Raw genomic sequence first — 25,010 nt, 5'->3', positions numbered from 1 at the left:
AATTTTCACTGTCAATTAAAATGAAATATTGAATGTAGATAAAGCGATTAACCTAAAATAATTTCGCGTACAAAGCGACTGCCAAAATAAGCAAGTGTTAATAAAGTCGCACCGGCTATAGCAAACCATGTGACTCTCTTACCACGCCAGCCTTTTTGGTAATGCCCCCATAATAAAATGGAGTAAATAATCCAAGCAATAAAAGATAAAATGGATTTATGTGCAGAACCTTTTGCAAACATGTCATCTAAGAATACCAAACCAGAGAGCAAAGTTAAGGTTAATAAACCGTTGCCAATGAGAATAATATTAAAAAGTTGTCTTTCGACTTTCATCAGCGGCGGAAAATTAGGATTGACGACCATCGCTTTTTTATTTTTCAATTTATAATCTAACCAAGCTAACTGAATGGCATATAAAGCAGCGATTGTGAGTGTTGCATAGGCAAATAATGCGATTGTAATGTGAATTAGTAATCCATGTTTGCCTTCAAAATGAGTAATAAACGTGCCTGGTAAAAAGCTAGAGGATAGAATACTGATGATGGAGAAACCATAAACTACTGGCAATAAAAACCATAGTCGGACTTTAAACATTGCCATACTCATAACCCAAGCGATAATAAAACTCACCACTGAAGCGACATTTAGCATGCTTAGGTTTTGACCATCATTGCCATTATGGATTAAGCCGTGTAATAACCAGCCATGAAAAATAATGGCGAGTGAAGCACTAACAAAAACCGTTTTAGTTTTTATTAAGCTCTGTTGAGAGAGTCCTGGCACTATAGTTGCGACGGCTAATGTGTATAAAACGGCAGCGGCGATAGCGATTAAACTGTCCATGATGTCCTAGTGATTTCATATTTATTCAAGCGATTATAACGCGGTTAAGCACGATGAGCTATCTAAGGATCGAATAAATAGCGTTTAGATTTTGGAAGATCAATTACCTAAGGTATACTGCCAGTATTACTCGCCTTTGCTTTGCTAAAAGGCTTTGCGAAAAGGTTTTGCGAAGAGTCCCAGCTAAAGAGACAGACATGTTTGAAAATTTATCGGATAGACTATCCAGAACACTTAAAACAATAAGCGGCAAAGGCCGCTTAACCGAAGACAATATAAAAGAGACACTGCGTGAAGTACGCATGGCTCTTTTAGAAGCTGACGTTGCCCTTCCTGTTGTTCGTGATTTTGTTAAGCGAGTGAAAGAAAGTGCGGTTGGTGTTGAAGTATCTAAATCTCTTACACCTGGTCAAGAATTTATAAAAATAGTTCAAAAAGAACTTGAAGGTGTAATGGGCGAGGCTAATGAAGCGCTAAATCTTGCTGCTCAGCCTCCTGCTGTTATTTTGATGGCCGGTTTACAAGGTGCAGGTAAAACTACCAGTGTCGGTAAATTATCCAAATTATTGAAAGAAAAAGATAATAAAAAAGTATTAGTTGTTTCTGCCGATGTTTATCGTCCTGCTGCAATCAAACAACTCGAAACCTTAGCCAGTGATATTGGTGTGGACTTTTTCCCATCATCGGCTGATCAAAAACCCATTGATATTGCTAACGCTGCCATCGATCATGCTAAGAAAAAATTCTATGATGTTTTATTAGTTGATACAGCGGGTCGCTTAGCAATAGATGAGCAAATGATGGGCGAAATCAAAGCTCTTCACGAGGCGATTGATCCTGTAGAAACTCTGTTTGTTGTTGATGCTATGACCGGTCAGGATGCAGCGAATACTGCTAAAGCTTTTGGTGATTCTCTTCCATTAACTGGGGTGGTTCTTACAAAAGTTGATGGTGATGCAAGAGGTGGTGCCGCACTTTCTGTTCGTCATATTACTGGAAAACCGATTAAATTTTTAGGTGTTGGGGAAAAGACCGATGCTTTAGAACCTTTCCATCCTGATCGTATTGCCTCTCGAATTTTAGGTATGGGCGACGTTCTCTCTTTAATTGAAGATTTAGAAAGAAACGTAGACAAAGATAAAGCCGCTAAAATGGCGAAAAAATTCAAAGAAAAGAAAGGCTTTGATTTAGAAGATTTTCGCGAACAACTTGGTCAGATGCAAAATATGGGCGGCATGATGGGGATGATGGATAAACTCCCAGGAATGAATAATTTACCAGCCAATGTGAAAGATAAAGTGGACGACAAAATGTTTAAGCAGATGGAGGCAATTATTAGCTCCATGACTATGAAAGAACGTTTGCGTCCTGATTTGATTAAAGGTTCGCGTAAGAAACGTATTGCTGCTGGTTCAGGCGTTCAGGTACAAGATGTAAACCGCTTACTAAAACAATTTACCCAAATGCAAAAAATGATGAAAAAAATGCAGAAAGGTGGCATGAAAGGGATGATGCGTAACATGCAAGGCATGATGGGTGGCATGGGCGGTATGGGAGGAATGGGCGGTGGTGGTCCATTCGGTCGATAAGTTGCTTTTGTAATAGAAGCTAAAATCTCTCTATCAACGTATAAAAAGTTCAAATAAAAGGGTTATGTTTTTAACCCTTTTCCTTTCTAAAACTAGATTTAATCAAGCTCACAAAAATCCTTGCAAAAGCCTCAGATAAGAGTAAAATTCGGGGGCTTTAAATTGGCACGAGACCCCAAACTGTTTTACATAGTATGGGGTTATTTTTATTATTGAGAAAGCAAAGAGGACGATATGGTTACCATTCGTTTGGCACGTCACGGCGCTAAGAAGCGTCCATTTTATCAAATCGTAGTAGCAGATAGCCGCAATGCAGCTACTGGTCGCTACATTGAGAACGTTGGTTTCTTTAACCCAACAGCTCAAGGTCAAGAAGAAGGTCTACGTATCGACCTAGACCGCGTTAACCATTGGGTTGGCGAAGGTGCTTCATTATCTGACCGTGTTGCTAAATTAGTTAAAGACGCTCAAAAAGCGGCTTAATTAGTTAGTAGCAAAGCAAATGTCGGTTAAAGGAAACGAACTAATGAAAGAGCAAGCTGAAAGAATCGTAGTGGGCAAATTTGGTGCTACTTACGGTATCAAAGGTTGGCTTAAAGTTATTTCCTATACGGACAATGCTGAAAGCATTTTTGACTATAGCCCTTGGTATATAAACCAAAAGGGTCAATGGGTTGAGTACAAAGTTGAAAGTTGGAAGCGCCATAACAAAGGTATGGTGGCTAAAATAGAAGGCTTGGAAGTCCGCGAGGATGCACATCTTCTCACTAACTTTGAAATTGCAATTAATCCAGAGTCATTACCAGAACTGTCAGAAGATGAATTCTACTGGCGTGAATTGTTTGGTATGCAAGTTCTAACAACGCAAGGATATGACCTCGGTACTGTCTCTGATATGTTAGAAACAGGCTCAAATGATGTTTTGGTTGTGAAAGCAAATTTGAAAGATGCTTTTGGCCAAAAGGAACGATTAATCCCGTTTCTTGAAGAGCAAGTGATCATAAATATAGATCGCGATGCTCGACGGATCGAAGTTGACTGGGATCCTGGGTTTTAACTCCACAGTAGAGCGAGAGAACAAATGTGGGTTGGCATAATTAGCCTATTTCCTGATATGTTCCGTTCAATTACTGAATTTGGGGTTACAGGTCAAGCGGTGAAAAAAGGTCTTTTGTCAGTTGAGTTATGGAATCCTCGTGATTTTACTCATGACAAACATCGAACTGTCGATGATAGACCTTATGGTGGTGGTCCAGGTATGTTAATGATGGTTCAGCCTTTACGTGATGCCATACAAACAGCCAAAAGATCGTCACCAGGAAAGACGAAAGTGATTTATCTCTCACCTCAAGGTCGAAAGCTCGATCAACAAGGTGTTGAAGAATTAGCGACTAATAAGAATTTAATTCTGATTTGTGGTCGTTATGAAGGGATAGACGAGCGCATTATAGAATCTGAAGTTGACGAAGAATGGTCAATAGGGGATTTCGTAATGACAGGCGGTGAATTACCAGCCATGACGTTAATTGATTCAGTCTCAAGGTTTATTCCTGGTGTACTTGGAGATTTTAGCTCAGCAGAAGAAGATTCTTTTGCAAATGGTTTGCTAGATTGCCCTCACTATACACGTCCTGATGTATTAGATGGAGTGGAAGTACCTTTGGTATTGAAATCCGGAAATCATAAGGATATTCGTCGCTGGCGATTAAAGCAATCGTTAGGCCGTACTTGGCTAAGAAGACCAGAGCTCCTGGAAAACCTAGCTCTGACTGACGAACAGGAACAATTACTGGTTGAGTTTATAAAAGACAATTCGTCATAAACAGCAATCAAGTAACCTATTTTATTTAGTATCAGTTTATTCTAGGAATTTAAAAAATGAGTAACATCATCAAAGCTCTTGAACAAGAGCAAATGAAACAAGACCTTCCAACGTTCAGCCCAGGTGACACTGTTGTTGTTCAAGTTAAGGTAAAAGAAGGCGATCGCGAACGTTTACAGGCTTTTGAAGGCGTTGTAATCGGTATTCGTAATCGTGGCCTACATTCAGCATTTACTGTTCGTAAAATTTCGAACGGTGAAGGTGTTGAGCGTACGTTCCAAACTCACTCTCCAATGGTTGATAGCATTGAAGTTAAGCGCCGTGGTGCAGTACGTCGTGCCAAGTTGTACTATCTACGTGAGCGTTCTGGTAAGTCAGCTCGTATTAAAGAGAAACTTGCTAAGAAGTAATGCTATAACCAGCATTCTCAAATTGAAAACGGGTTCCATTTGGAACCCGTTTTTTTATTACAGTATTATAAGTTAGATAACATTACATACTATAAAACAGTTAATACTGGTCTTCAGACCAACCATCAGAATCTGACATATCTGGTGCGCCCGCGATAGTATTCTCTTCATCTGCCCATTCACCAAAATCAATCATTTGACATTTCTTACTACAAAATGGACGAAATTTACTTTCCTCACTCCAAACAACATCGGTTTTGCATTGAGGGCATTTGACAACAGTAAGTTTTGACACGACAGGTTATTCCTTGTTACACAAAAATAATGAGTTGTTATTTAAAAATTAATGACAGGTTCTTTAATAGCTTAGTTACAAATAGCTAGATCAAATTCAATGTCTTGACTACAAGCTTGGCCACTATCAAAAGACATAAATTTAATAGCGAATCTATTTTTATGCCCTGAAATCATTGGGAATACACCACACTCCAGTGGGATATTAAGTCGGAGTATATTTGCTTCGTCGGCATCGCTTTGAAAAAAACCGTTTCGAGCAATTTGAGGAGTAAAGTAACCCGTTTCTCGACAGAGCTTTAGCCATAGAGTTAATGATTTTGATAATGGCGCTAAGGTATCCATCCAGTTTTTAGCATTTTGTTGCCTATCTGCTAATGGAAGATGATTCCAATAATGAAGAGCAGGTAAATCAAAACAACAAGTGCCACCGGGTAAGTTAAACCGTTGGCGAATGGAACTTAAAAAGCGGTCATCCTTTAGTGAACGACCAAATCGTTCTGCTGACATAAGGTATTTATGTGTCGTATCAATTTCTGTTAATACAGTGGATAATTTCTCTTGATCAACGCCGTCGACATTTAACCAGTGTTTATAGTTTAAACGTTGTTTTTCCAGATCCTTTGCTAGTTCGGCTTTTAATTGGATTTGCTCAAAAATTTCCAGTAAATCAAAAATTGAACGGAAAAACTGCTGGTACTGTAGGTTATCGGAAAAAGTGGCGGAGTGGTGCATCTGTCTGACAAGTGCTTCGACTCTCAGATAGATACGAGTTTTTTCATTTAATGGGTGTTCAAACTTATGTTTTGTCATTCCGCGACCTTATCTTCTCCCTGAGTTAATAGTTAATAGTTAATTGCATATATTGTTGATGCAATTTAGTTACCATTGGCAGCAAATTACAATTTTCATCATTGTTTACAATAACGTCATCAGCGTATTTAAGTCGTTGCTCTCGGCTAGCTTGAGTTGCAAGTATCATTTCTGCCTGAGTTTTAGATACATTATCACGTTTTACTGTTCGTGATAATTGCACGTCAGGATTAACGTCGACAACTAAGATTCTATTTGCCATTGATTGTAATTGATTTTCAACCAATAAGGGAACTACTAATAATGCATAAGGTGAGGTAATCTCATTTATGTCTTGTTGCATTTTTTGCCGGATTAACGGGTGGAGGTGACTATTTAACCATGTTTTAGCATCGTTATCGGAGAAAATTATTTCTCTTAGCTTTACTCTATCTAGCTCACCGTTTTGTTGCAGTATTTCAGCGCCAAAATGGCGAACAATACCTTTTAAACCTTCAGTCTCAGGTTGTACTATTTTTCTAGCAACAACATCTGCGTCAACGATGCCGATATTAAAATGCTGGTGGAATAAATTAGCAACTGTTGTTTTACCGCTAGCAATACCACCTGTTAATCCTACTATGTATCCCATAATTATATGCTCAAGATGGAGGAATAATACCAATACATGATCTTATCTCCCCATAGTAAGCTTACCCATCCAGCTATCGCTAAATAAGGGCCAAATGGGAATTGCATGTCTATGTCTTTTTTTTGTAAGCGCAATTGAACTAAACCAAACAGTAAGCCAATTACAGAGGACAGGAGGATGACTATAAGAAGATGTTGCCATCCAAGCCAAGCTCCTAATGCGGCAAGTAATTTAAAATCACCATACCCCATGCCTTCCTTTCCTGTTAGTAATTTAAATAACCAATATACGCTCCATAAGCAGAGGTAACCGGCAATAGTTCCAATAACAGCATCATTTAAAGATACGGGACTTTGATTGATTAGAGCGATAAAGATACCAAACCAAGTTAAAGGCAAAGTGATTTGATCAGGCAGTAGCATAGTGTCCAAATCAATAAATGTGGCCGCTATTAATGCAAATGTAAAAAAGACCAGTGCAATAGAGTAAAAACTAAAAGGGAAATGAATAGCAATAGTGATACTCATGATTGCGGTAAGTAATTCGATCAACGGATACCTGGCGCTAATTGCTTGCTGACAGTGATGGCATTTACCTTTTAATAGTAACCAACTCACAATAGGTACGTTATCTATTATTCTTAGCTGTTGTTTACAGTGAGGGCAACAAGAGCGAGGTGTACTTAAAGTTAACTTTGAGCCATGTTTTGTTAGATTTAACTGTGGGAACGTATCAATGCAGTCTTGTTTCCATTGTTGTTGCATTATTAGTGGTAGACGAAGAATGACAACATTTAAAAAACTGCCTACGATGAGTCCAAAAATTCCAATAAAAGTAGGATAAAGCCAAGGGTAATAGTCAAATAATTGCATTGTTAGACTCAATTAGAAAAAAGCAAAATCATTCTACCCTAATATGTTCATCATTTTAAAGATAGGTAAGTAGATTGCCACAACTAAACCTCCAATAACTAAGCCTAGAAATACAATCAAAAATGGTTCTATAAGAACGCCGAGTTTCTCCATTGTTTGGTCCAGTTCTACAGTGTAAATGTCAGAAACCTTGTCGAGCATGAGATCTAATTGGCCAGTTTGTTCTCCTACCATGACCATTTGAATCATTAATCCCGGAAAGCATCGATGTTGTTTCATTGCAACGTAGATTGGCTGCCCATTGGAAATTTGTTCAAACATCCGTTCAAAAGTCTGCTTAAAATACAGGTTTCCAGTAACATTAGCAGTACTCATAATCGCTTGTGCTACAGGAATGCCAGAACGTATAGCAACGGAAAGCGTGGCACTATATCTACTGATTATCGCCTTGGTTAGTATGGGGCCAATTAAGGGAAATAAAGTTAATTGTTTATCTATTATAAAACCAACTCGTGCAGATTTAAGCAGTAGTTTAAATATTACAGCCAGAAAAAATAAGGACAGTAAGTGGTGAAAGGCATGAGCACTCAACCATTTTGATAGGCTAATAATTTGCTGTGTGAACCAAGGTAAAGGAGCATTGAAGCTAGCAAACATTTTTTCAAACTCTGGAATGACCGTTGTTAGCATTAGATAAGTAATCGAAAATGCTAGTAGGATAACGACAAAAGGATAAATAAGTGCTTTTATTTGTTTCGCTTTTTGTAAGGCTTCCTTTTCTCGATAATTGGCGATTCGGTTAAATGTTGTTCCTAATTGTCCTGATAACTCTGCACAGGCAACTAAGCTCACGTAAATTTCATCAAATTGATAACCAATTTTGTTAAGTACTACAGACAATGGAACCCCTTCTTCAACTGCATTTTTTATCTCAGAAGTCATGTCTTTACATGAAGCTTTTTGCTGGTTGTTTAGTATTAAATTGAGTGACATGGACAATGGTAGTCCTGCATTGAGCATAGTGGCGAGTTGCCGAGTAAACAACGTAACCTCTTTTGCTTTAACGGGCACGGATTTTCTTTTCCAAATTACCAATGCAGACGTTGGTTTTATGTAACGAATTTTTATCTTTTGTTCAGTTAGCTGAGTGATAACTTCTTGCTGACTCGAGGCGTAAATTTTTCCATGTATTAGTTCACCATCAAGGTTTACACCTCGCCAATAATAATGATTATCTGTATGGAGTTTTTTCATTTTTGACCTTTGGCTAGTGTTGTGAGCTTGAGTTAAATAAATATAAAGCGTCTAAGTTTTGTTACTATGTGAGCGAAGGGGGTAATAGCGAAGAGTTAATAAATTAATACTCGATGTAATTCATCAATACTTGTTATCCCTTGAAGTAGTTTTATCTTTCCAGCTTCTTTTATCGAAATAAATTGCTGTTCAGAAGCAGATTTTTCTATATTGAAGGCACTGGCTTCGCTTTCAATGGCTTCTATTATGGTTCTATTTACATTCAGGATTTCGTACAGAGCCGTTCTTCCCGAGTAACCATTTATACACTCAGGGCAACCGCTATTGTTGGCTTGATAAATGACATTGCTGGGTTGTAATTCGTTGCTTAGGGCTAAGGTTGAATCGTTATCGATTTCTTTGCAGATAGGGCACAGTTTCCTTATTAAGCGTTGGGCCACAATAATGGATAAGCATGACGCTAAACAATGTTTGTCTGCTCCCATGTTGATGAGTCGAGTCAGTGTTTCACATGCGGAATTGGTATGTAAGGTGGCAAGAACAAGATGACCTGTTTGTGCAGCTTTGATTACAATTTGAGTACTTTCAATATCTCGAATTTCTCCAACCATGATGATATCTGGATCTTGGCGTAATAAGGCTTTTAGTGTGGCAACAAAATTCAGTTCAATTTTTTCGTTGATTTGTACTTGATTAATACCTAGCAGGTTTATTTCTACAGGGTCTTCGACTGTTGAAATGTTTTTATCTGGAGTATTCACAATATTCAGAGCGGTGTATAAAGAGACAGTTTTTCCACTACCAGTGGGGCCGGTAATGAGAATAAGCCCTTGAGGTTTATGTATGGCAGATAAAAAAAGATCTTGCTGAGCAGAAATAAAACCTAACTTATCTATTTCTAACGGAATCGTTTGAGTTTCTAGTAACCTTAATACCACTTTTTCACCCCACAATGTGGGTAATGTAGACACTCGAATATCAACCGTTTGATTAGATATCAATGTGAACTTAAATCGACCATCTTGAGGTAACCTTTTCTCCGCTATATCTAAGTTGGCAAGTACTTTCACTTTTGAAGATAGCCTATTGGCTAATTGAAGATCGGGTGACTGGATCTCGCTTAAAACGCCATCGCAACGTAATCGAATACGATAGGTTTTTTCGTAAGGTTCGAAATGGATATCTGAAGCGTTTTTGTTGATAGCATGGGTTAACACTTGATTTAAATAACGACTGATGGGATCGCTGTTTTGACTGTGTGTGGTTGTTGTTATCCGTTCTTCATCAGAAAGTGTAACCATTTCCGAAAGTTGTTGGTTGCTAATGGTATTTAATATTTGCATAACACAACCTTTATTTATTTATCAAAGCAGAAGTCAGACCTCGAACTAAAGGATAGTGTCAGTCGTGCAATGTTTTGGTAGCAATGCGCTATCAGTGATATCAGTAACACAGCTCCAAGAGCCGTCTTGCTCTCTTTGTAAGGCTATATTTTTGTCCTTAAATTGAGTTGAGTCGTTCATCGTTAAAATTATTTGACCAGAATATTGCGCATTAGCATCAGATTTAGACTCTAAATCGCCGATTGGTGAAGTTGTTGAGCCTAACTGTGCGGATATATTTGCGTTAGTTAGTGCAGGAAACTGTCCATTAGTTGCAAGGTAATCTTCGATGTTTATTTTTAGCGCGGAAATAGTGGCTAGTGCTGCACCGAGTTGTGATTTTTTTATGTAATTTTGATATTGAGGGATAGCAATTGAAGACAATACACCGATGACAGCGACAACAATCATTAACTCTATAAGGGTAAATCCGCTATTTCTTTTTATTAAATGTTTCATGTCTTTTCTGCCCACTAAATAAGAGGCAGAAATAGTAAGAAAAGCAGCTGAAAATAAATATGTGCTCGAATTTAAGCTTGGAGGTAGTTAGCTTAATTTTTTTTGCTATACATTATTTGCTGAAGATTACTCGTTTAGATACAAAGTTACTCATACTTTTTTAATACTGGCTTTTATTTTGATGAATAAATAAAAATAAAGGTAGATACTAGACAAGTAAATAAACCTATCCTATCAACAGAGCAAGGAGTCCAGAGAAAGATAAATGCATCCTCTGGATGGTTAGTCTTGTTTAAAATCTATTTATGGAGCTATTTTCACTAGAACACATTATTGAAAGCGCATTGATAAATCCATCGCTTTTAAGTGTTTGGTTAGCGCTCCAACAGAGATGTAATCAACACCTGTTTCGGCAAACTCTTTAATGGTCTCTAGTGTGACATTGCCTGAGTTTTCTAGTGCTGCTCGACCAGCATTAATTTTGACCGCCTCTTTCATCATCTCGGTAGTAAAATTATCTAGCATAATAATATCAGCGCCAGCATTAATCGCTTCTTCAAGTTCGATGAGGGATTCTGTTTCGATTTCAACTGGTTTGCCGGGATTTAGTTCTTTGGCAATAACTATAGCTTTAGTGATCCCACCGCAAGCAATAATATGATTCTCTTTTATTAGGTAAGCATCAAAGACACCAATTCGATGATTAAAACCACCGCCACAAACGACAGCATACTTTAAGGCACTGCGTAAGCCAGGAATGGTTTTACGTGTATCAAGTAATTTACACTGTGTTCCTACTAGCTGTTGTGCGTATTTTGCCGTAATGGTTGCACAACCTGAAAGCGTTTGAATAAAATTCATCGCATTGCGTTCACCGGTTAACAATATTCTTGCAGGACCAGAGAGAGTGCAAAGCGTTTGGTTTGGTTCTACTGTGTCGCCATCATTAACATGCCAGTCGATAACGACTTGATTACCAAGTTGGTTAAATACTTCATTTGCCCATGCTTGGCCACAAAATACACCATGTTCTCTTGTGATAATTGTCGCAACACTTTGTTTATCTGCGGGAATAAGTGCAGCGGTAATGTCTTTGGTTGTGTCTAATGTTCCGCCAAGGTCTTCACGCAGTGTTTCTGACACTGCACGTGAGATTTCTAAAGGGAGTTGTTGTTTTAAATAAGTAAGGCGAACATCACTATCGTGTGTGTTTTTCATTGTCGAACTCTAACGCAAAGAATTTATATAGTCGGAATGATACTCCTGCTTATGAATTTTTTCAGCAGAAAAACCAGTAAATTGTGTCTCTAGAATGAAAATATCTGATTGCATGTTTTATCGATTTGGCTGTTGTTGTTTATTTATTAGCTGAGTTAAAGTGAAGGAACTATAACGCGAGGAAAAGGTCTATGAAGTTAACAGATGATTATTGGTTAGAAGGTGTTAAACAGGTTCCTTCTCCTCATTATGATACAAGGCCTAGCTCAACAGAGGTAAGTTTACTGGTTGTGCACAATATCAGTCTTCCTCCCGGGCAGTTTGGCAGTCAAGCCATTGAGCAGTTTTTTACTGGTAAATTACTAGCGAGTGATCACCCTTTTTTTGCTGTGATTGCAAGTATGAGGGTATCAGCACACTGTTTGATCCGTAGAGATGGTGAGATCGTTCAGTTTGTTCCGTTTAACATGAGAGCATGGCACGCCGGGAAGTCCAGCTTCGCAGGTAGAGAACGGTGTAACGATTATTCTATTGGTATAGAACTGGAAGGGACTGATTTTGAGTGTTATTCAAAGCAACAATATGTCTCATTAGCAAGAGTCACCTCCCTTTTAATGCGTTACTATCCGTTGATTACACGCCACCGAATTACAGGCCATCAGTACATCGCTCCGCTAAGAAAGAGCGATCCTGGTTTGGTGTTCGATTGGCGATACTTTCACCATGTTATTGATGAATTGGTTATATCCATGTCGGATTAATACCGTTAAAGAATGTAACGGTATCAGTAGAGTAATGTGCATTGATGACAATGAAATGTTACCAATGAGTTAAAACGCTTGTTTTTTATGATTTGAATCAATTTTCGTCTAGACATTAACGTTATTTTTATGTTAACTTTTGTCCACTTTAAAATTGGTATTACCAATTTACATGGCTCGCAAGTTTGAATTACTGAGTGAACAAATAAAATGGCTTATCAAAGGATACGTCAACCGAAGCTTTCTGATGTAATAGAGAAAGAACTTGAACGGTTGATACTGGAAGGAACATTTTCTCCAGGGCAACAACTGCCCCCAGAGAGAGAATTAGCGATACGATTTGATGTTTCGCGACCTTCTATCCGTGAAGCTATTCAGAGATTGGAAGCCAAGCGTTTGTTAACGCGTCGTCAAGGTGGAGGAACTTTCGTAAGTGAAAACTTATGGAAAGGGTTTTCAGATCCTCTGCTGGAATTGTTGTCCACTCACAATGACACTCAACTTGACTTGTTAGAGTCACGTCACGCGCTAGAAGGCATTTCTGCGTATTTTGCAGCCTTGCGTGGAACTGAAGAAGATTATGCAGTCATTCGCCAAATTCAAGTGCGGATCAAAAAAGCTGAAGAAGAAAAAAATGTAGAACAAGAAGCGGTTGAAGTGATGAAATCCCTCATTGCGATTACTGATGCCGCTCATAATGTCGTGCTGCTACATATTGTTCGTAGCTTGGCTCCTCTTCTTGAGCAAAATGTATTACAGAATTTAAAACTATTGAACCGCCGCAGTGATGTGGTTGGAAAAGTAAGTAGACACAGAGCTAATATTGTTGATGCGATTGTTTCTAGACAGCCTGAACGGGCTCGTGAACTTTCTCATACGCACTTAGCTTATATCGAGGAAACATTGTTGGATATTAATCGTCAGGAGAATAGAAGAAAACGCTCTTTACGTAGACTCCAACAGAGTGATGAATCTTAATGATTGATTTATCTCATGTTCACCAGAGCTAACTAAAAAAAGGATAGACCGCCATGTCTGAAGTCATTAATAATGACGTTGATGCACTGGAAACTCAAGAGTGGCTTGCCGCACTAGAGTCAGTGGTACGTGAAGAAGGTGTAGAGCGTGCACAGTTCTTACTAGAAACAGTTTTAGATAAAGCACGCCTTGATGGTGTAGATATGCCAACTGGTGTAACTACTAACTACATCAACACTATTTCGCCTGACCAAGAACCTGCTTATCCAGGTGATACAACTTTAGAGCGTCGCATTCGCTCTATTATTCGTTGGAATGCGATCATGATTGTATTGCGCGCCTCTAAGAAAGATTTAGAGTTGGGTGGTCACATGGCTTCTTTTCAATCGTCAGCTGCGTTTTATGAAACATGCTTCAACCACTTTTTCCGCGCTCCAAATGAGAAAGATGGTGGTGATTTGGTTTATTATCAAGGTCATATCTCTCCAGGTATTTACTCTCGCGCATTCGTTGAAGGCCGACTTACTGCTGAACAACTTGACAATTTCCGTCAAGAAGTCGATGGCAAAGGTATTCCTTCATACCCACACCCTAAGCTTATGCCTGAATTTTGGCAGTTCCCAACGGTTTCAATGGGACTTGGACCAATTGCGTCTATTTATCAAGCTCGATTCCTTAAGTATCTTGACGGTCGCGGACTAAAAGATACATCAGAGCAGCGCGTTTACGCTTTCCTTGGTGATGGTGAAATGGATGAGCCAGAATCACGCGGAGCAATTTCATTTGCCGCTCGTGAAAAACTGGATAACCTTTGTTTCTTAATCAACTGTAACCTACAGCGTCTAGACGGCCCAGTAATGGGTAACGGTAAGATAATTCAAGAGCTAGAAGGCCTGTTCAAAGGTGCTGGCTGGAACGTAGTTAAAGTGGTTTGGGGAAGCGGTTGGGATGCTCTGCTTGCTAAAGATACTTCTGGTAAATTGCTACAACTAATGAATGAAGTTGTTGATGGCGATTATCAAACATTCAAATCTAAAGATGGCGCGTTTGTTCGTGAACACTTCTTTGGTCGTTATCCTGAAACAGCAGCGCTTGTTTCTGATATGACCGATGACGAGATTTTTGCTCTTAAACGTGGTGGTCATGATACATCTAAGCTTTATGCTGCTTATAAAAATGCGGCTGAGACGAAAGATCGTCCAACTGTTATTTTAGCTAAAACGGTTAAAGGTTACGGCATGGGTGCAGCAGCAGAAGGTATGAACATTGCTCACCAAGTTAAGAAAATGGACATGACACATGTTCAACATCTTCGCGATCGCCTAGGTCTTAAAGATCTTGTTTCTGATGAAGAAATGAAATCTCTACCTTACCTATCGTTAGAAGAAGGTAGTGCAGAGTATGAATATTTACATGCACGTCGTAAAGCGTTGCATGGTTATACACCTGTTCGTTTACCTAAGTTTACTCAAGATTTAGACATTCCAAAATTGGAAGAGTTTAAACCATTGCTTGAAGAACAAAAACGTGACATTTCGTCAACTATGGCATTTGTACGTACTTTAAATGTTTTATTGAAAAACAAAGGTATTGGCAAAAATATCGTTCCTATTATTGCCGATGAAGCACGTACGTTCGGTATGGAAGGGTTATTCCGTCAAATCGGTATCTATAATCCAAATGGTCAGAACTATACGCCACAAGATAGAGACATTGTTTCTTACTATAAAGAAGCAACATCAGGTCAAGTTCTTCAGGAAGGTATCAACGAATTAGGCGCGATGTCGTCATGGGTTTCTGCAGCAACATCGTACAGCACCAATGATTTACCGATGATTCCGTTCTACATCTATTATTCTATGTTCGGTTTCCAACGTGTTGGCGACATGGCGTGGATGGCTGGTGATCAGCAAGCTCGTGGTTTCTTATTAGGAGCAACGGCAGGCCGTACTACACTAAATGGTGAAGGCCTACAACACGAAGATGGTCATAGCCATATTTTGGCCGCTACGGTTCCAAACTGTATTTCTTATGATCCAACGTTTGCTTACGAAGTAGCTGTTATTGTTCAAGATGGTATTCGTCGTATGTACGGTGACCAAGAGAACGTTTTCTACTACCTAACATTAATGAACGAAAACTACGCAATGCCTGCGATGCCAGAAGGCGCAGAAGAAGGTATTCGTAAAGGTATCTATAAGCTTGAAACTTATACTGGTACTAAAGGTAAAGTGCAGCTACTAAGTTCAGGTACTATTATGAACGAAGTACGCAAAGCTGCTGCGATTCTAAGTGAAGAGTACGGTGTTTCGTCTGATGTTTATTCTGTGACTTCGTTTAATGAAGTGACGCGTGATGGACAAGCTGTTGAGCGTTACAACATGCTTCACCCAGAAGCTGAAGCAAAAACAGCTTACATCTCTGATGTGCTGGGTACAGAACCAGCGATTGCAGCGACGGATTACATGAAAAACTATGCTGAGCAAGTACGTGCGTATATTCCTGCAGAATCTTATAAAGTTCTGGGTACTGATGGTTTCGGTCGCTCAGATAGCAGAGAAAATCTACGTCGTCACTTTGAAGTGAACGCAGGTTATGTGGTTGTTGCAGCTCTAAATGAACTAGCGAAACGTGGTGATGTTGAAAAATCGGTAGTAACCGAAGCGATTAAGAGATTCAACATTGATACAGACAAAACTAACCCGCTATACGCTTAATAAGGTAGGAAAGAATAATGGCAATCGAAATTAATGTACCTGACATTGGTGCGGATGAGGTTGAAGTTACTGAGATTCTTGTTAGCGTAGGCGACAAGGTTGAAGAAGAACAATCTCTCATTACTGTTGAAGGCGATAAAGCTTCAATGGAAGTACCAGCTTCACAGGCTGGTGTGGTAAAAGAAATTAAAATCGCTGAAGGCGATAACGTGTCTACTGGCTCGTTGATCATGATCTTCGAAGATGCAGAAGGTGCAGCAGCCCCTGCTCCGGCTGAACAAGCTGCTCCAGCCGCTGCTCCTGCAGCTGTGTCATTAAAAGAAGTGAATGTACCTGATATCGGTGGTGATGAAGTTGAAGTTACTGAGATCATGGTTTCTATTGGTGATGCTGTTGAAGAAGAGCAATCACTAATCACGGTTGAAGGCGACAAAGCATCAATGGAAGTCCCTGCTCCTTTTGCAGGTGTACTAAAAGAAATCAAAATATCGGAAGGCGACAAAGTAACGACTGGTTCGCTAATCATGGTATTTGAAGTTTCAGAAGGTGGCGCTGCACCAGTTGAAGCGACTGCACCAGCTGCTCCTGCGAATAATGCCCCCGCCGTTGCTGAGTTAAAAGAAGTGAATGTACCTGATATCGGTGGCGACGAAGTTGAAGTTACTGAGGTTATGGTTTCTGTTGGCGATGCAATTGAAGAAGAGCAATCACTTATCACCGTTGAGGGCGACAAAGCTTCAATGGAAGTCCCTGCACCATTTGCCGGTACATTGAAAGAAATCAAAATAGCAGAAGGCGACAAAGTAACTACTGGTTCTCTGATTATGATTTTTGAGACAGTATCAGCAAGTGCGGCTGCCGCGCCTGCTCCTTCTGCTGCCCCTGCCGCCGCTCCAGCTGCGAAAACAGAAGCGCCTAAAGCTGCTGCTTCTGCTCCAGCTAAGAGTGACGAGTTTGAGGCAAACAATGAGTACTCTCATGCATCTCCAGTTGTACGTCGTATAGCAAGAGAATTTGGTGTTAACTTAGCGAAAGTTAAGGGTACTGGTCGTAAGAGTCGCATCCTTAAAGAAGATGTTCAGAGCTACGTTAAAGAAGCACTGAAGCGTTTAGAATCTGGCGCATCATCAGCTAAAGGTGGCGACGGTAGTGCACTTGGTTTGCTTCCTTGGCCGAAAGTTGATTTCAGCAAGTTTGGTGATACTGAAGTTAAGCCATTATCACGTATCAAGAAGATTTCAGGCGCAAACCTGCATCGTAACTGGGTAATGATCCCGCACGTAACACAGTGGGACAACGCAGACATTACGGAAGTAGAACAATTCCGTAAAGAGCAGAATGCAATCGAAGCGAAGAAAGATTCTGGTATCAAGATTACTCCGCTTGTTTTCCTAATGAAAGCTGCAGCCAAAGCGTTAGAAGCGTTCCCTTCATTTAACTCTTCATTGAGTGAAGATGGCGAGAGCTTAATTCTCAAGAAATATGTCAATATTGGTATTGCGGTTGATACACCAAATGGCCTAGTTGTTCCTGTATTTAAAGATGTGAACAAAAAAGGCATTTATGAACTTTCAGAAGAGCTTATGGCTATTTCTAAGAAAGCGCGTATGGGTAAACTGACAGCGTCTGATATGCAAGGTGGTTGTTTCACTATTTCTAGCTTAGGCGGTATTGGTGGTACAGCATTTACTCCTATCGTTAATGCCCCTGAAGTTGCTATCTTAGGCGTATCAAAATCTGAAATGAAACCTGTTTGGAATGGTAAAGATTTTGTACCGAGACTACAATTGCCGTTATCATTATCTTACGACCATAGAGTAATAGACGGAGCAGAAGGTGCTCGATTTATTACTTACTTGAATGGTTGTATGACAGATATTCGTCGTTTAGTTCTGTAATACCAAATGATAAAGGTGGCAAGTTTGCCGCCTTTTCTTGGTTAATGTAATTAATTTATGCAATTGTTTCATTTCAATAAGCGGTTTGAAGTGGAATTGTTGTCTAGCTCACAGGCTAAATGGAATTTCTTTTCACTTCGTTAACAAGTTTGTAAACTGTGGCAACCTGAAAAAGAAATGAATCATTAATTATCAATATTTAGCCTGTTAGGGAAAATGACTACAAGAGGTCACAATGAGCAAAGAAATTAAAGCCCAAGTTGTTGTACTTGGTGCAGGTCCTGGTGGATATTCAGCTGCATTTCGTTGTGCAGACTTAGGTTTGGAAACAGTACTTATTGAGCGCTATAGCGCACTAGGTGGTGTGTGTTTAAATGTTGGTTGTATTCCATCTAAAGCCCTATTGCACGTTTCTAAAGTAATTGAAGAAGCTAAAGCGCTAGCAGAACACGGTATCGTGTTTGGCGAACCACAAACGGATATTGATAAAATTCGTTTATGGAAAGAGAAAGTAGTTGGTCAGTTAACCAACGGTATTGCCGGCATGGCGAAAATGCGTAAAGTAACCGTGGTTAATGGTTACGGTAAATTTACAAGCCCTAATTCTATTGAAGTTGAAGGCGAAGACGGTAAAACAACCGTTAACTTCGATAATGCAATTGTTGCTGCCGGTTCTCGCCCTATTAAACTGCCATTTATCCCTCATGAAGATCCACGTATTTGGGATTCTACTGATGCACTTGAGCTGAAAGAAGTACCAGGAAAACTGCTTATTATGGGTGGTGGTATTATCGGACTTGAAATGGGTACAGCTTATCACTCGTTAGGTTCTAAGATCGATGTGGTTGAGATGTTTGACCAGGTGATCCCAGCTGCAGATAAAGACATTGTAAAAGTGTTCACTAAGCGAATTAAAGATAAATTTAATTTGATGCTAGAGACTAAAGTAACGGCAGTAGAAGCAAAAGAAGACGGTATTTACGTAACAATGGAAGGTAAAAAAGCACCAGCTGAACCTGAACGTTACGACGCAGTGTTGGTAGCTATTGGCCGTGTACCTAATGGTAAATTACTTGATGCAGAGAAAGCAGGTCTAGAAGTTGATGATCGCGGCTTTATCAATGTCGATAAGCAAATGCGTACCAATGTACCGCACATTCATGCTATAGGTGATATCGTTGGACAACCAATGTTGGCTCACAAAGGTGTGCATGAAGGTCACGTTGCTGCTGAAGTTATTTCTGGTAAGAAACATTACTTTGATCCAAAAGTTATTCCTTCTATTGCATACACTGAGCCAGAAGTGGCTTGGGTTGGTAAAACAGAAAAAGAAGCGAAAGAAGAAGGTATTAACTATGAAGTTTCTACTTTCCCATGGAGTGCTTCTGGACGTGCTATTGCATCGGATTGTTCTGATGGTATGACTAAGCTTATTTTCGATAAAGAATCTCATCGTATTATTGGTGGTGCTATCGTTGGTACGAATGGTGGTGAATTGCTAGGTGAAATAGGTTTGGCTATCGAAATGGGTTGTGATGCAGAAGATATTGCGTTGACAATACATGCTCACCCGACGCTACATGAATCGGTTGGTCTTGCAGCAGAAGTGTTTGAAGGTTCAATTACTGATCTACCAAACAAAAAAGCAAAGAAAAAGAAATAGAGTAAAACGATTATTCTATATCATTGAAAAGGCCGCTTCATTGTGAAGCGGCCTTTTAGTTTATTTACAATTAAATTAAATAGATGACGAATCTCACCGATATACACTTAGATTATACGATATCTGAGGACTTCTATTTATCGTTGTAGATACATAGCATGTCTAAAAAATTAGTGGTGAAAGCGGTTAAATGTTCTTTATCACCGTTTCTATTGGCTTCTAAATAAATAGCGTAACAAATTGCTTGGAACATTTTTGCTAAGTTTTCTGGATTTTGTTGCTCGCTTATTTCGCCGCGTTCAATAGATTGGGTAAACATATTCTCTACTAAAAGTCGGCTATTTTTGTTCAATGAAACGTAAAGTGGCCACACTTCATCACGAGCAGAAGCACTCCATTCAAACCAAATTTTTAACCAATGTGTATCTTGTAGAACAAGTTCGCACATGGATTCTGCAACGTTTTGCAGGTTTTCTTTAGCATGTAGAGATGTATCAAGGTTTTCGTTAAGAAAGCCTGAAAACTGACGAACAACGTGATGCAATATTTCGTCAACTAAATCTTCTCTGGTGGGGAAATAATTAAAGACAGTTGCAACTGAAACTTGTGCAACATCAGCGATATCTGCATGACCACCACGGCCAATACCACGACGAGCGAAAACTTCTAGTGCTATATCCATCAATTGCAGTTTGCGTTTCTGAGGAGATAAACGAGTTCTTGGGTGTTTTTTTATCATATCCATGCTGGGTTACCTTAGCCAATTCGTTGTCATTTAATAATTATTTTTATTATTTTATACTACATTATGAGTGTACAGGTGCATATGATTTAGATCAATTTGCATAGTTAACAATTATGTCACTAATCTGAGAACAATCGTTAAAATTGGAATAAACATCAGGTTTTTCATCGTTTCAATATCATTGGTAATGAATTAAACATGGGTATTGTTGCTATTTGATCGTTGTTTTTATTTTAGAAGAGTTAAAGTTGAAGTTGTTAATAACTAATTGGTATCCACTAATAGAGTAATGTTAGAATGCGCCCATATTTTTAGTTATCTCTTATAAACGAAGTAGGTAACTTAACCAAGATAATTGAGAAAACTATGAAACATACAGTTGAAGTGATGATCTCTGAACAAGACGTTCAGAAACGCGTAAATGAACTGGGACAACAGATTACAGAGCATTATAAGGATTCGGATAATCTGGTCATGGTTGGGTTATTAAGAGGCTCTTTTGTCTTTATGGCGGATTTAGCTCGTGCGATAAAACTTGATCATTCTGTCGACTTTATGACTGCGTCAAGCTATGGCAATACAATGGAAAGCTCTCGTGACGTGCGTATTTTAAAAGATCTCGATGATGATATTAAAGGTAAGGATATTATTTTAGTTGAAGATATTATTGATACAGGTAATACCTTGAGTAAAGTATGTGAAATATTGTCACTTAGAGAGCCTAATTCAATCGAAATTTGTACGCTACTCGATAAACCTTCGCGTAGAGAAGTGGCGGTTGATGTTCAGTGGATAGGTTTTTCTATTCCTGATGAATTTGTAGTCGGTGTCGGTATTGATTACGCACAAAAATATCGTAATCTACCTTATATTGGTAAAGTTGTACCACAAGAGTAACAATATTTGTTAAATAATAGATAAATAGAAATATAACCTAGCTTAAACACAGAAAGCGATAAGAGATAACTTTCTGTGTTTGGATTATATTAATAGGGTGTGTAAAGCAATAGTAACGCAACCTAGTTGTTGTTTATTCAATCACACTATTACTCATGATTTTAGCGATTGCTCCTTGGTAAGCAATGCCTAAGGTTTCTCTGCTATGACTACGCATACCCAGATCTTTTAATCTTCCGTCACCAATTCCGTACACAACTCCATGTATATCAATATGTTGGCCACGTTCCCAAGCACTTTGAATAATCGATGAATTACCCAAATTGTAAACTTGCTCAGCTACATTAACTTCACATAGTTTATTGCCCCATTGATCTCGTGGATACTCGGCTAGCCAGCTTTTGTGTTTTAGATATAAATCCCGAACGTGCAGTATCCAGTTATTTATTAACCCTAATGGTGGGTTGTCTATCGAGGCGTTTACACCCCCGCACCCATAATGGCCACAAACAATAATATGTTTAACTTTTAGTACATCTACGGCGTATTGAACAACCGATAAGCAGTTTAAATCGGTATGAATAACTTGGTTGGCCACATTTCTATGTACAAACAGTTCACCTGAATCTAGGCCAGTTAATAACTCGGCTGGCACTCGGCTGTCTGAACAACCTATCCATAAGTATTCTGGGCTCTGCCTACTGACTAGTTTAGTGAAATATTCAGGACTCTCAGCGGTCATGCGATTTGACCACGTAGCATTATTTTCAAATAGTTCTTTAATATGTGGCATTTTTGTTCCCTCTTTATCTCATACACTATACACAAGCTATGACATTAACCGTTATAATTAGTTGATAATTATTTATAATTTCAATGCTGGTTGGATCAGTTAATTGGAATACGGACTCTTTAAATGACAAAATAACACGCGGTCTTGTTACACAGACTCTAATCTAAGCTTTGAGGATTGTTTTTCGCTGTAATAACCTCCATGTATAATGTTCGTCCGCGGTACATTGATGCACTAAAATCAGTTTCTGTCGTTTATCAACGAAACTTGGCAAGTCACTAAATAAGATAATAACTATGTTTGCACTCGAAATAGACAATTTAAAAAAAACATATGCTGGCGGTTTTGAAGCACTAAAAGGCGTTAGTTTGAAAGTTGAGAAAGGGGACTTCTATGCGCTTTTAGGTCCGAATGGTGCGGGTAAGTCAACGACGATCGGTATTATTACTTCATTGGTTAATAAAACTTCAGGTAATGTAAAAGTTTTCGGAAAAGATATTGATACAGATGTTGAGTTAGCTAAGCGATATATTGGCTTAGTGCCGCAAGAGTTCAACTTTAATCAATTTGAAACTGTAGAGCAGATTGTTATCCAGCAAGCTGGTTATTATGGGGTCACCAAAGCCCAGGCGAAAGAAAGAGCCAAAGTATGTTTATCTCAGTTAGACCTTTGGGAAAAACGCTCAGAACGTGCTCGCGCGCTTTCTGGTGGTATGAAGCGCAGGTTGATGATTGCGCGAGCGCTTATGCACGAACCTAAATTGTTGATCTTGGACGAACCAACCGCTGGAGTCGACATCGAATTGCGTCGTTCAATGTGGGATTTCTTGAAAAAAATTAATAGTGAAGGCATCACCATAATTTTAACCACTCATTATCTAGAAGAAGCAGAAATGCTTTGTCGTAATATTGGTATAATTAATAGTGGAGAAGTGATCGAAAATACCACAATGAAAGGGTTGTTGAATAAGTTGGACGTTGAGACTTTTATTCTCGATTTGAAACCAGATAGCCCAGAACCACAACTTAATGATGTACATTCAATGAAAGTAGAGAATGGTTCATTAGAAATAGCTATTGATAAAAAACAAGGTTTAAATTCGGTGTTTAGTCAGTTAACTGAGCAAGGTATTCAAGTGCTATCGATGAGAAATAAAGCCAATCGATTAGAAGAGTTGTTTGTTGGTATTGTCCGTGCGCAGAGCGAGAAATAATTAGTTATGTATCAAATATATTGGGTAGCATTTAGAAGTTTATTGTCGAAAGAAATCAATCGTTTTACACGAATTTGGGTACAAACATTGGTGCCACCGGCTATTACTATGACGCTGTATTTTATTATTTTTGGCAACCTTATTGGTTCGAGAATTGGTGAAATGAGTGGATTCACTTACATGGAATACATTGTTCCTGGATTGATCATGATGTCGGTTATTACCAACTCTTACTCTAATGTTGCTTCCTCGTTTTATAGTTCCAAATTCCAAAAAAATATAGAAGAATTGTTAGTTGCTCCAGTACCAAATTACATTATTATTGCTGGTTTTGTTATGGGCGGCGTAACAAGAGGGTTACTTGTTGGAGCTATTGTTACTTTTGTATCACTGTTTTTCGTTGATATACAGATAGAGCATTGGGGGATAATTATTGCCACCGTGTTTATGACATCGGTTGTGTTTTCTCTAGGTGGTTTGATCAATGCAGTTTTCGCCAAAACATTTGATGATATTTCTATTATACCAACTTTTATTTTAACGCCATTAACTTATCTAGGTGGTGTGTTTTATTCGATTAGTTTATTGCCTGATTTTTGGCAAGGTGTGTCAAAAATTAACCCTATAGTTTATATGGTGAATGCATTTAGATATGGATTTTTAGGAGTATCTGATGTGGGGATTGTTACCTCGTTTTCTGTGCTTGGTATATTTATGCTAGGGCTATATGCAGTTGCCCATTATCTAATATCTAAAGGGACAGGTTTACGTTCTTAATGTTAAGTTTGTAATATTATGTTGTTAACTTAGAGAGCAAAGTAAAAATAGCACTTTGCTCTTTAAGTAATTATTTTTCGTCTGTGTGTTCTGTTTTATCGTCTGCTATAAGTTTATCTTCGACCACCAAATCAACTAACTGATTATCAATTAATCGTGCTTTGCCTAGGAACGCAGAGATTAAAATAACCGCTTGGGTTGAGTCTTCATTAACGGTTTGTAGGGTAATAGCGTCACGGATAAATATTTCATCTGGTTGCAGATCCGCCGCTCTAAGTTGATCTTGAGCATCTTCAATTATGGTATTGTAATCGCCTTTACCACTCCGAATTTGGCTACTGATCCAGCGCATAGTTCTTGCTAATACTGGCGCACGCTGACGTTCATCCATAGTCAACAAACTGTTGCGAGAACTCATGGCTAAACCATCCATTTCCCGTACCGTTGGTACTCCAACTATTTCAATATCCATACAAAGATCAGTAGTCATTTGTTTTATGACTGCCAGCTGTTGGAAGTCTTTCTCGCCAAAACAGGCTACGTTTGGAGAAACGATATTAAATAACTTGGCGACAATCGTAGCGACTCCACGAAAGTGACCAGGGCGAGAGGCACCTTCAAGCATATGAGACAAGCTAGGCACTTCAACAAAAGTTTGTTTATCTAAGCCTTGTGGATACATTATGTCTGGGGTAGGAGTAAAGACAAAGTCTACTCCTTCAGAATTTAACTTACTCAAATCCTCATCAAGAGTTCGTGGATAATTATTCAGATCATCCACTCGATCAAATTGCATTGGATTGACAAAAATACTCACAACAACAATATCAGCTTGTTTTTTCGCCGTACGTACCAACGTTAAATGACCATCATGAAGGTTACCCATTGTTGGAACAAAAGCGATCGTTCTTCCTTCACGCTTTAAAGCTGTAATGTGTTCTCTTAACGAAGAAACATCAGTAAATGTTTGCATGATTT

At 38.9% G+C, this 25,010-nt stretch carries 25 protein-coding genes; 13 read left to right on the top strand and 12 right to left on the bottom strand.

Annotated features, from left to right (window positions below):
- Positions 1–47 precede the first annotated feature (47 nt).
- On the bottom strand, positions 48–845 hold the full coding sequence (locus R3X26_RS08630; RefSeq protein ID WP_317716908.1) for an inner membrane protein YpjD: 798 nt from the start codon (positions 843–845) through the stop codon (positions 48–50).
- Between the two features lie 197 nt (positions 846–1,042).
- Here R3X26_RS08630 and ffh point away from each other — a divergent pair, with 197 nt between their 5' ends.
- From ffh to rplS, 5 genes are all read left to right on the top strand, one after another.
- The gene (gene ffh / locus R3X26_RS08625; protein ID WP_317716907.1) at positions 1,043–2,434 is read left to right on the top strand and encodes a signal recognition particle protein; all 1,392 of its coding nucleotides are present in this window, start codon (positions 1,043–1,045) and stop codon (positions 2,432–2,434) included.
- Positions 2,435–2,668: 234 nt separating this feature from the next.
- Positions 2,669–2,917, top strand: coding sequence for a 30S ribosomal protein S16 (gene rpsP, locus R3X26_RS08620; protein ID WP_317716906.1), 249 nt, complete (start codon positions 2,669–2,671; stop codon positions 2,915–2,917).
- Positions 2,918–2,936: 19 nt separating this feature from the next.
- A complete protein-coding gene (rimM, locus tag R3X26_RS08615) occupies positions 2,937–3,491 on the top strand; it encodes a ribosome maturation factor RimM (protein WP_317716905.1) in 555 nt (184 codons plus the stop codon).
- A gap of 24 nt (positions 3,492–3,515) precedes the next feature.
- Entirely contained in the window at positions 3,516–4,256 is a 741-nt protein-coding gene (gene trmD, locus R3X26_RS08610) for a tRNA (guanosine(37)-N1)-methyltransferase TrmD (protein ID WP_317716904.1), read from the top strand.
- Positions 4,257–4,312: 56 nt separating this feature from the next.
- Positions 4,313–4,666, top strand: coding sequence for a 50S ribosomal protein L19 (gene rplS / locus R3X26_RS08605; RefSeq protein ID WP_317716903.1), 354 nt, complete (start codon positions 4,313–4,315; stop codon positions 4,664–4,666).
- Between the two features lie 100 nt (positions 4,667–4,766).
- On the opposite strand, the gene yacG is transcribed toward rplS, so the two are convergent.
- From yacG to nadC, 8 genes are all read right to left on the bottom strand, one after another.
- Positions 4,767–4,961 carry a DNA gyrase inhibitor YacG gene (yacG, locus tag R3X26_RS08600; RefSeq protein WP_317716902.1) on the bottom strand — a complete coding sequence of 65 codons (195 nt, stop codon included), beginning with the start codon at positions 4,959–4,961 and terminating at the stop codon, positions 4,767–4,769.
- Between the two features lie 71 nt (positions 4,962–5,032).
- On the bottom strand, positions 5,033–5,773 hold the full coding sequence (gene zapD, locus R3X26_RS08595; protein WP_317716901.1) for a cell division protein ZapD: 741 nt from the start codon (positions 5,771–5,773) through the stop codon (positions 5,033–5,035).
- 25 nt (positions 5,774–5,798) lie between these two features.
- Positions 5,799–6,404 carry a dephospho-CoA kinase gene (gene coaE / locus R3X26_RS08590; protein WP_317716900.1) on the bottom strand — a complete coding sequence of 202 codons (606 nt, stop codon included), beginning with the start codon at positions 6,402–6,404 and terminating at the stop codon, positions 5,799–5,801.
- A 2-nt stretch (positions 6,405–6,406) separates the two neighbouring features.
- A complete protein-coding gene (locus tag R3X26_RS08585; protein WP_317716899.1) occupies positions 6,407–7,276 on the bottom strand; it encodes an A24 family peptidase in 870 nt (289 codons plus the stop codon).
- Positions 7,277–7,309: 33 nt separating this feature from the next.
- On the bottom strand, positions 7,310–8,530 hold the full coding sequence (locus R3X26_RS08580) for a type II secretion system F family protein (RefSeq protein ID WP_317716898.1): 1,221 nt from the start codon (positions 8,528–8,530) through the stop codon (positions 7,310–7,312).
- 95 nt (positions 8,531–8,625) lie between these two features.
- Positions 8,626–9,873: a GspE/PulE family protein gene (locus tag R3X26_RS08575; protein WP_317716897.1), complete on the bottom strand. Its 1,248-nt coding sequence runs from the start codon at positions 9,871–9,873 to the stop codon at positions 8,626–8,628.
- Positions 9,874–9,918: 45 nt separating this feature from the next.
- Entirely contained in the window at positions 9,919–10,371 is a 453-nt protein-coding gene (locus tag R3X26_RS08570; RefSeq protein ID WP_317716896.1) for a pilin, read from the bottom strand.
- A 330-nt stretch (positions 10,372–10,701) separates the two neighbouring features.
- A complete protein-coding gene (gene nadC, locus R3X26_RS08565; RefSeq protein WP_317716895.1) occupies positions 10,702–11,589 on the bottom strand; it encodes a carboxylating nicotinate-nucleotide diphosphorylase in 888 nt (295 codons plus the stop codon).
- Between the two features lie 191 nt (positions 11,590–11,780).
- Here nadC and ampD point away from each other — a divergent pair, with 191 nt between their 5' ends.
- The 5 genes from ampD to lpdA all read left to right on the top strand — a co-directional run bounded on the left by ampD (position 11,781) and on the right by lpdA (position 19,606).
- Entirely contained in the window at positions 11,781–12,350 is a 570-nt protein-coding gene (gene ampD, locus R3X26_RS08560; RefSeq protein WP_317716894.1) for a 1,6-anhydro-N-acetylmuramyl-L-alanine amidase AmpD, read from the top strand.
- A 210-nt stretch (positions 12,351–12,560) separates the two neighbouring features.
- The gene (gene pdhR / locus R3X26_RS08555) at positions 12,561–13,328 is read left to right on the top strand and encodes a pyruvate dehydrogenase complex transcriptional repressor PdhR (RefSeq protein WP_317716893.1); all 768 of its coding nucleotides are present in this window, start codon (positions 12,561–12,563) and stop codon (positions 13,326–13,328) included.
- A 53-nt stretch (positions 13,329–13,381) separates the two neighbouring features.
- A complete protein-coding gene (gene aceE / locus R3X26_RS08550; protein ID WP_317716892.1) occupies positions 13,382–16,045 on the top strand; it encodes a pyruvate dehydrogenase (acetyl-transferring), homodimeric type in 2,664 nt (887 codons plus the stop codon).
- 17 nt (positions 16,046–16,062) lie between these two features.
- Entirely contained in the window at positions 16,063–17,943 is a 1,881-nt protein-coding gene (aceF, locus tag R3X26_RS08545; protein WP_317716891.1) for a pyruvate dehydrogenase complex dihydrolipoyllysine-residue acetyltransferase, read from the top strand.
- Positions 17,944–18,178: 235 nt separating this feature from the next.
- Positions 18,179–19,606, top strand: coding sequence for a dihydrolipoyl dehydrogenase (lpdA, locus tag R3X26_RS08540; protein ID WP_317716890.1), 1,428 nt, complete (start codon positions 18,179–18,181; stop codon positions 19,604–19,606).
- A 133-nt stretch (positions 19,607–19,739) separates the two neighbouring features.
- Here the strand turns inward: lpdA and R3X26_RS08535 are convergent, their stop codons facing one another.
- On the bottom strand, positions 19,740–20,351 hold the full coding sequence (locus tag R3X26_RS08535) for a TetR/AcrR family transcriptional regulator (RefSeq protein WP_317716889.1): 612 nt from the start codon (positions 20,349–20,351) through the stop codon (positions 19,740–19,742).
- A gap of 366 nt (positions 20,352–20,717) precedes the next feature.
- Between R3X26_RS08535 and hpt the strand changes: the two genes are divergently transcribed.
- On the top strand, positions 20,718–21,248 hold the full coding sequence (hpt, locus tag R3X26_RS08530; RefSeq protein ID WP_317716887.1) for a hypoxanthine phosphoribosyltransferase: 531 nt from the start codon (positions 20,718–20,720) through the stop codon (positions 21,246–21,248).
- Between the two features lie 133 nt (positions 21,249–21,381).
- On the opposite strand, the gene can is transcribed toward hpt, so the two are convergent.
- Positions 21,382–22,041, bottom strand: a complete 660-nt coding sequence (gene can, locus R3X26_RS08525; protein ID WP_317716885.1) for a carbonate dehydratase — start codon at positions 22,039–22,041, stop codon at positions 21,382–21,384.
- Positions 22,042–22,337: 296 nt separating this feature from the next.
- Here can and R3X26_RS08520 point away from each other — a divergent pair, with 296 nt between their 5' ends.
- Together R3X26_RS08520 and R3X26_RS08515 are read left to right on the top strand one after the other, a co-directional pair.
- Entirely contained in the window at positions 22,338–23,255 is a 918-nt protein-coding gene (locus tag R3X26_RS08520; RefSeq protein ID WP_317716883.1) for an ABC transporter ATP-binding protein, read from the top strand.
- A 6-nt stretch (positions 23,256–23,261) separates the two neighbouring features.
- Positions 23,262–24,032 (top strand): ABC transporter permease, encoded by a 771-nt coding sequence (locus R3X26_RS08515; RefSeq protein WP_317716881.1) that lies wholly within the window; start codon positions 23,262–23,264, stop codon positions 24,030–24,032.
- Positions 24,033–24,102: 70 nt separating this feature from the next.
- On the opposite strand, the gene panC is transcribed toward R3X26_RS08515, so the two are convergent.
- On the bottom strand, positions 24,103–25,005 hold the full coding sequence (gene panC / locus R3X26_RS08510; RefSeq protein ID WP_317716879.1) for a pantoate--beta-alanine ligase: 903 nt from the start codon (positions 25,003–25,005) through the stop codon (positions 24,103–24,105).
- Between the last annotated feature and the right edge of the window lie 5 nt (positions 25,006–25,010).

Source organism: Vibrio sp. TH_r3, from assembly GCF_033101115.1.
In the GTDB taxonomy this organism is placed as follows: Bacteria; Pseudomonadota; Gammaproteobacteria; order Enterobacterales; family Vibrionaceae; genus Vibrio.
The sequence above is the reverse complement of the archived record's forward strand: the minus strand, read 5'-3'. Positions and strand labels throughout refer to the sequence as shown.

What these genes read in the sequence shown, in the direction of transcription:
- ampD (WP_317716894.1), top strand. Translation starts at nt 11,781, where the DNA reads ATGAAGTTAACAGATGATTATTGGTTAGAAGGTGTTAAACAGGTTCCT.
- rplS (WP_317716903.1), top strand. Translation starts at nt 4,313, where the DNA reads ATGAGTAACATCATCAAAGCTCTTGAACAAGAGCAAATGAAACAAGAC.
- coaE (WP_317716900.1), bottom strand. Translation starts at nt 6,404, where the DNA reads ATGGGATACATAGTAGGATTAACAGGTGGTATTGCTAGCGGTAAAACA.
- trmD (WP_317716904.1), top strand. Translation starts at nt 3,516, where the DNA reads ATGTGGGTTGGCATAATTAGCCTATTTCCTGATATGTTCCGTTCAATT.
- nadC (WP_317716895.1), bottom strand. Translation starts at nt 11,589, where the DNA reads ATGAAAAACACACACGATAGTGATGTTCGCCTTACTTATTTAAAACAA.
- R3X26_RS08630 (WP_317716908.1), bottom strand. Translation starts at nt 845, where the DNA reads ATGGACAGTTTAATCGCTATCGCCGCTGCCGTTTTATACACATTAGCC.
- R3X26_RS08535 (WP_317716889.1), bottom strand. Translation starts at nt 20,351, where the DNA reads ATGGATATGATAAAAAAACACCCAAGAACTCGTTTATCTCCTCAGAAA.
- R3X26_RS08515 (WP_317716881.1), top strand. Translation starts at nt 23,262, where the DNA reads ATGTATCAAATATATTGGGTAGCATTTAGAAGTTTATTGTCGAAAGAA.
- hpt (WP_317716887.1), top strand. Translation starts at nt 20,718, where the DNA reads ATGAAACATACAGTTGAAGTGATGATCTCTGAACAAGACGTTCAGAAA.
- R3X26_RS08585 (WP_317716899.1), bottom strand. Translation starts at nt 7,276, where the DNA reads ATGCAATTATTTGACTATTACCCTTGGCTTTATCCTACTTTTATTGGA.
- rpsP (WP_317716906.1), top strand. Translation starts at nt 2,669, where the DNA reads ATGGTTACCATTCGTTTGGCACGTCACGGCGCTAAGAAGCGTCCATTT.
- R3X26_RS08580 (WP_317716898.1), bottom strand. Translation starts at nt 8,530, where the DNA reads ATGAAAAAACTCCATACAGATAATCATTATTATTGGCGAGGTGTAAAC.
- lpdA (WP_317716890.1), top strand. Translation starts at nt 18,179, where the DNA reads ATGAGCAAAGAAATTAAAGCCCAAGTTGTTGTACTTGGTGCAGGTCCT.
- can (WP_317716885.1), bottom strand. Translation starts at nt 22,041, where the DNA reads ATGCCACATATTAAAGAACTATTTGAAAATAATGCTACGTGGTCAAAT.
- pdhR (WP_317716893.1), top strand. Translation starts at nt 12,561, where the DNA reads ATGGCTTATCAAAGGATACGTCAACCGAAGCTTTCTGATGTAATAGAG.
- zapD (WP_317716901.1), bottom strand. Translation starts at nt 5,773, where the DNA reads ATGACAAAACATAAGTTTGAACACCCATTAAATGAAAAAACTCGTATC.
- R3X26_RS08520 (WP_317716883.1), top strand. Translation starts at nt 22,338, where the DNA reads ATGTTTGCACTCGAAATAGACAATTTAAAAAAAACATATGCTGGCGGT.
- panC (WP_317716879.1), bottom strand. Translation starts at nt 25,005, where the DNA reads ATGCAAACATTTACTGATGTTTCTTCGTTAAGAGAACACATTACAGCT.
- ffh (WP_317716907.1), top strand. Translation starts at nt 1,043, where the DNA reads ATGTTTGAAAATTTATCGGATAGACTATCCAGAACACTTAAAACAATA.
- R3X26_RS08575 (WP_317716897.1), bottom strand. Translation starts at nt 9,873, where the DNA reads ATGCAAATATTAAATACCATTAGCAACCAACAACTTTCGGAAATGGTT.
- aceF (WP_317716891.1), top strand. Translation starts at nt 16,063, where the DNA reads ATGGCAATCGAAATTAATGTACCTGACATTGGTGCGGATGAGGTTGAA.
- rimM (WP_317716905.1), top strand. Translation starts at nt 2,937, where the DNA reads ATGTCGGTTAAAGGAAACGAACTAATGAAAGAGCAAGCTGAAAGAATC.
- aceE (WP_317716892.1), top strand. Translation starts at nt 13,382, where the DNA reads ATGTCTGAAGTCATTAATAATGACGTTGATGCACTGGAAACTCAAGAG.
- R3X26_RS08570 (WP_317716896.1), bottom strand. Translation starts at nt 10,371, where the DNA reads ATGAAACATTTAATAAAAAGAAATAGCGGATTTACCCTTATAGAGTTA.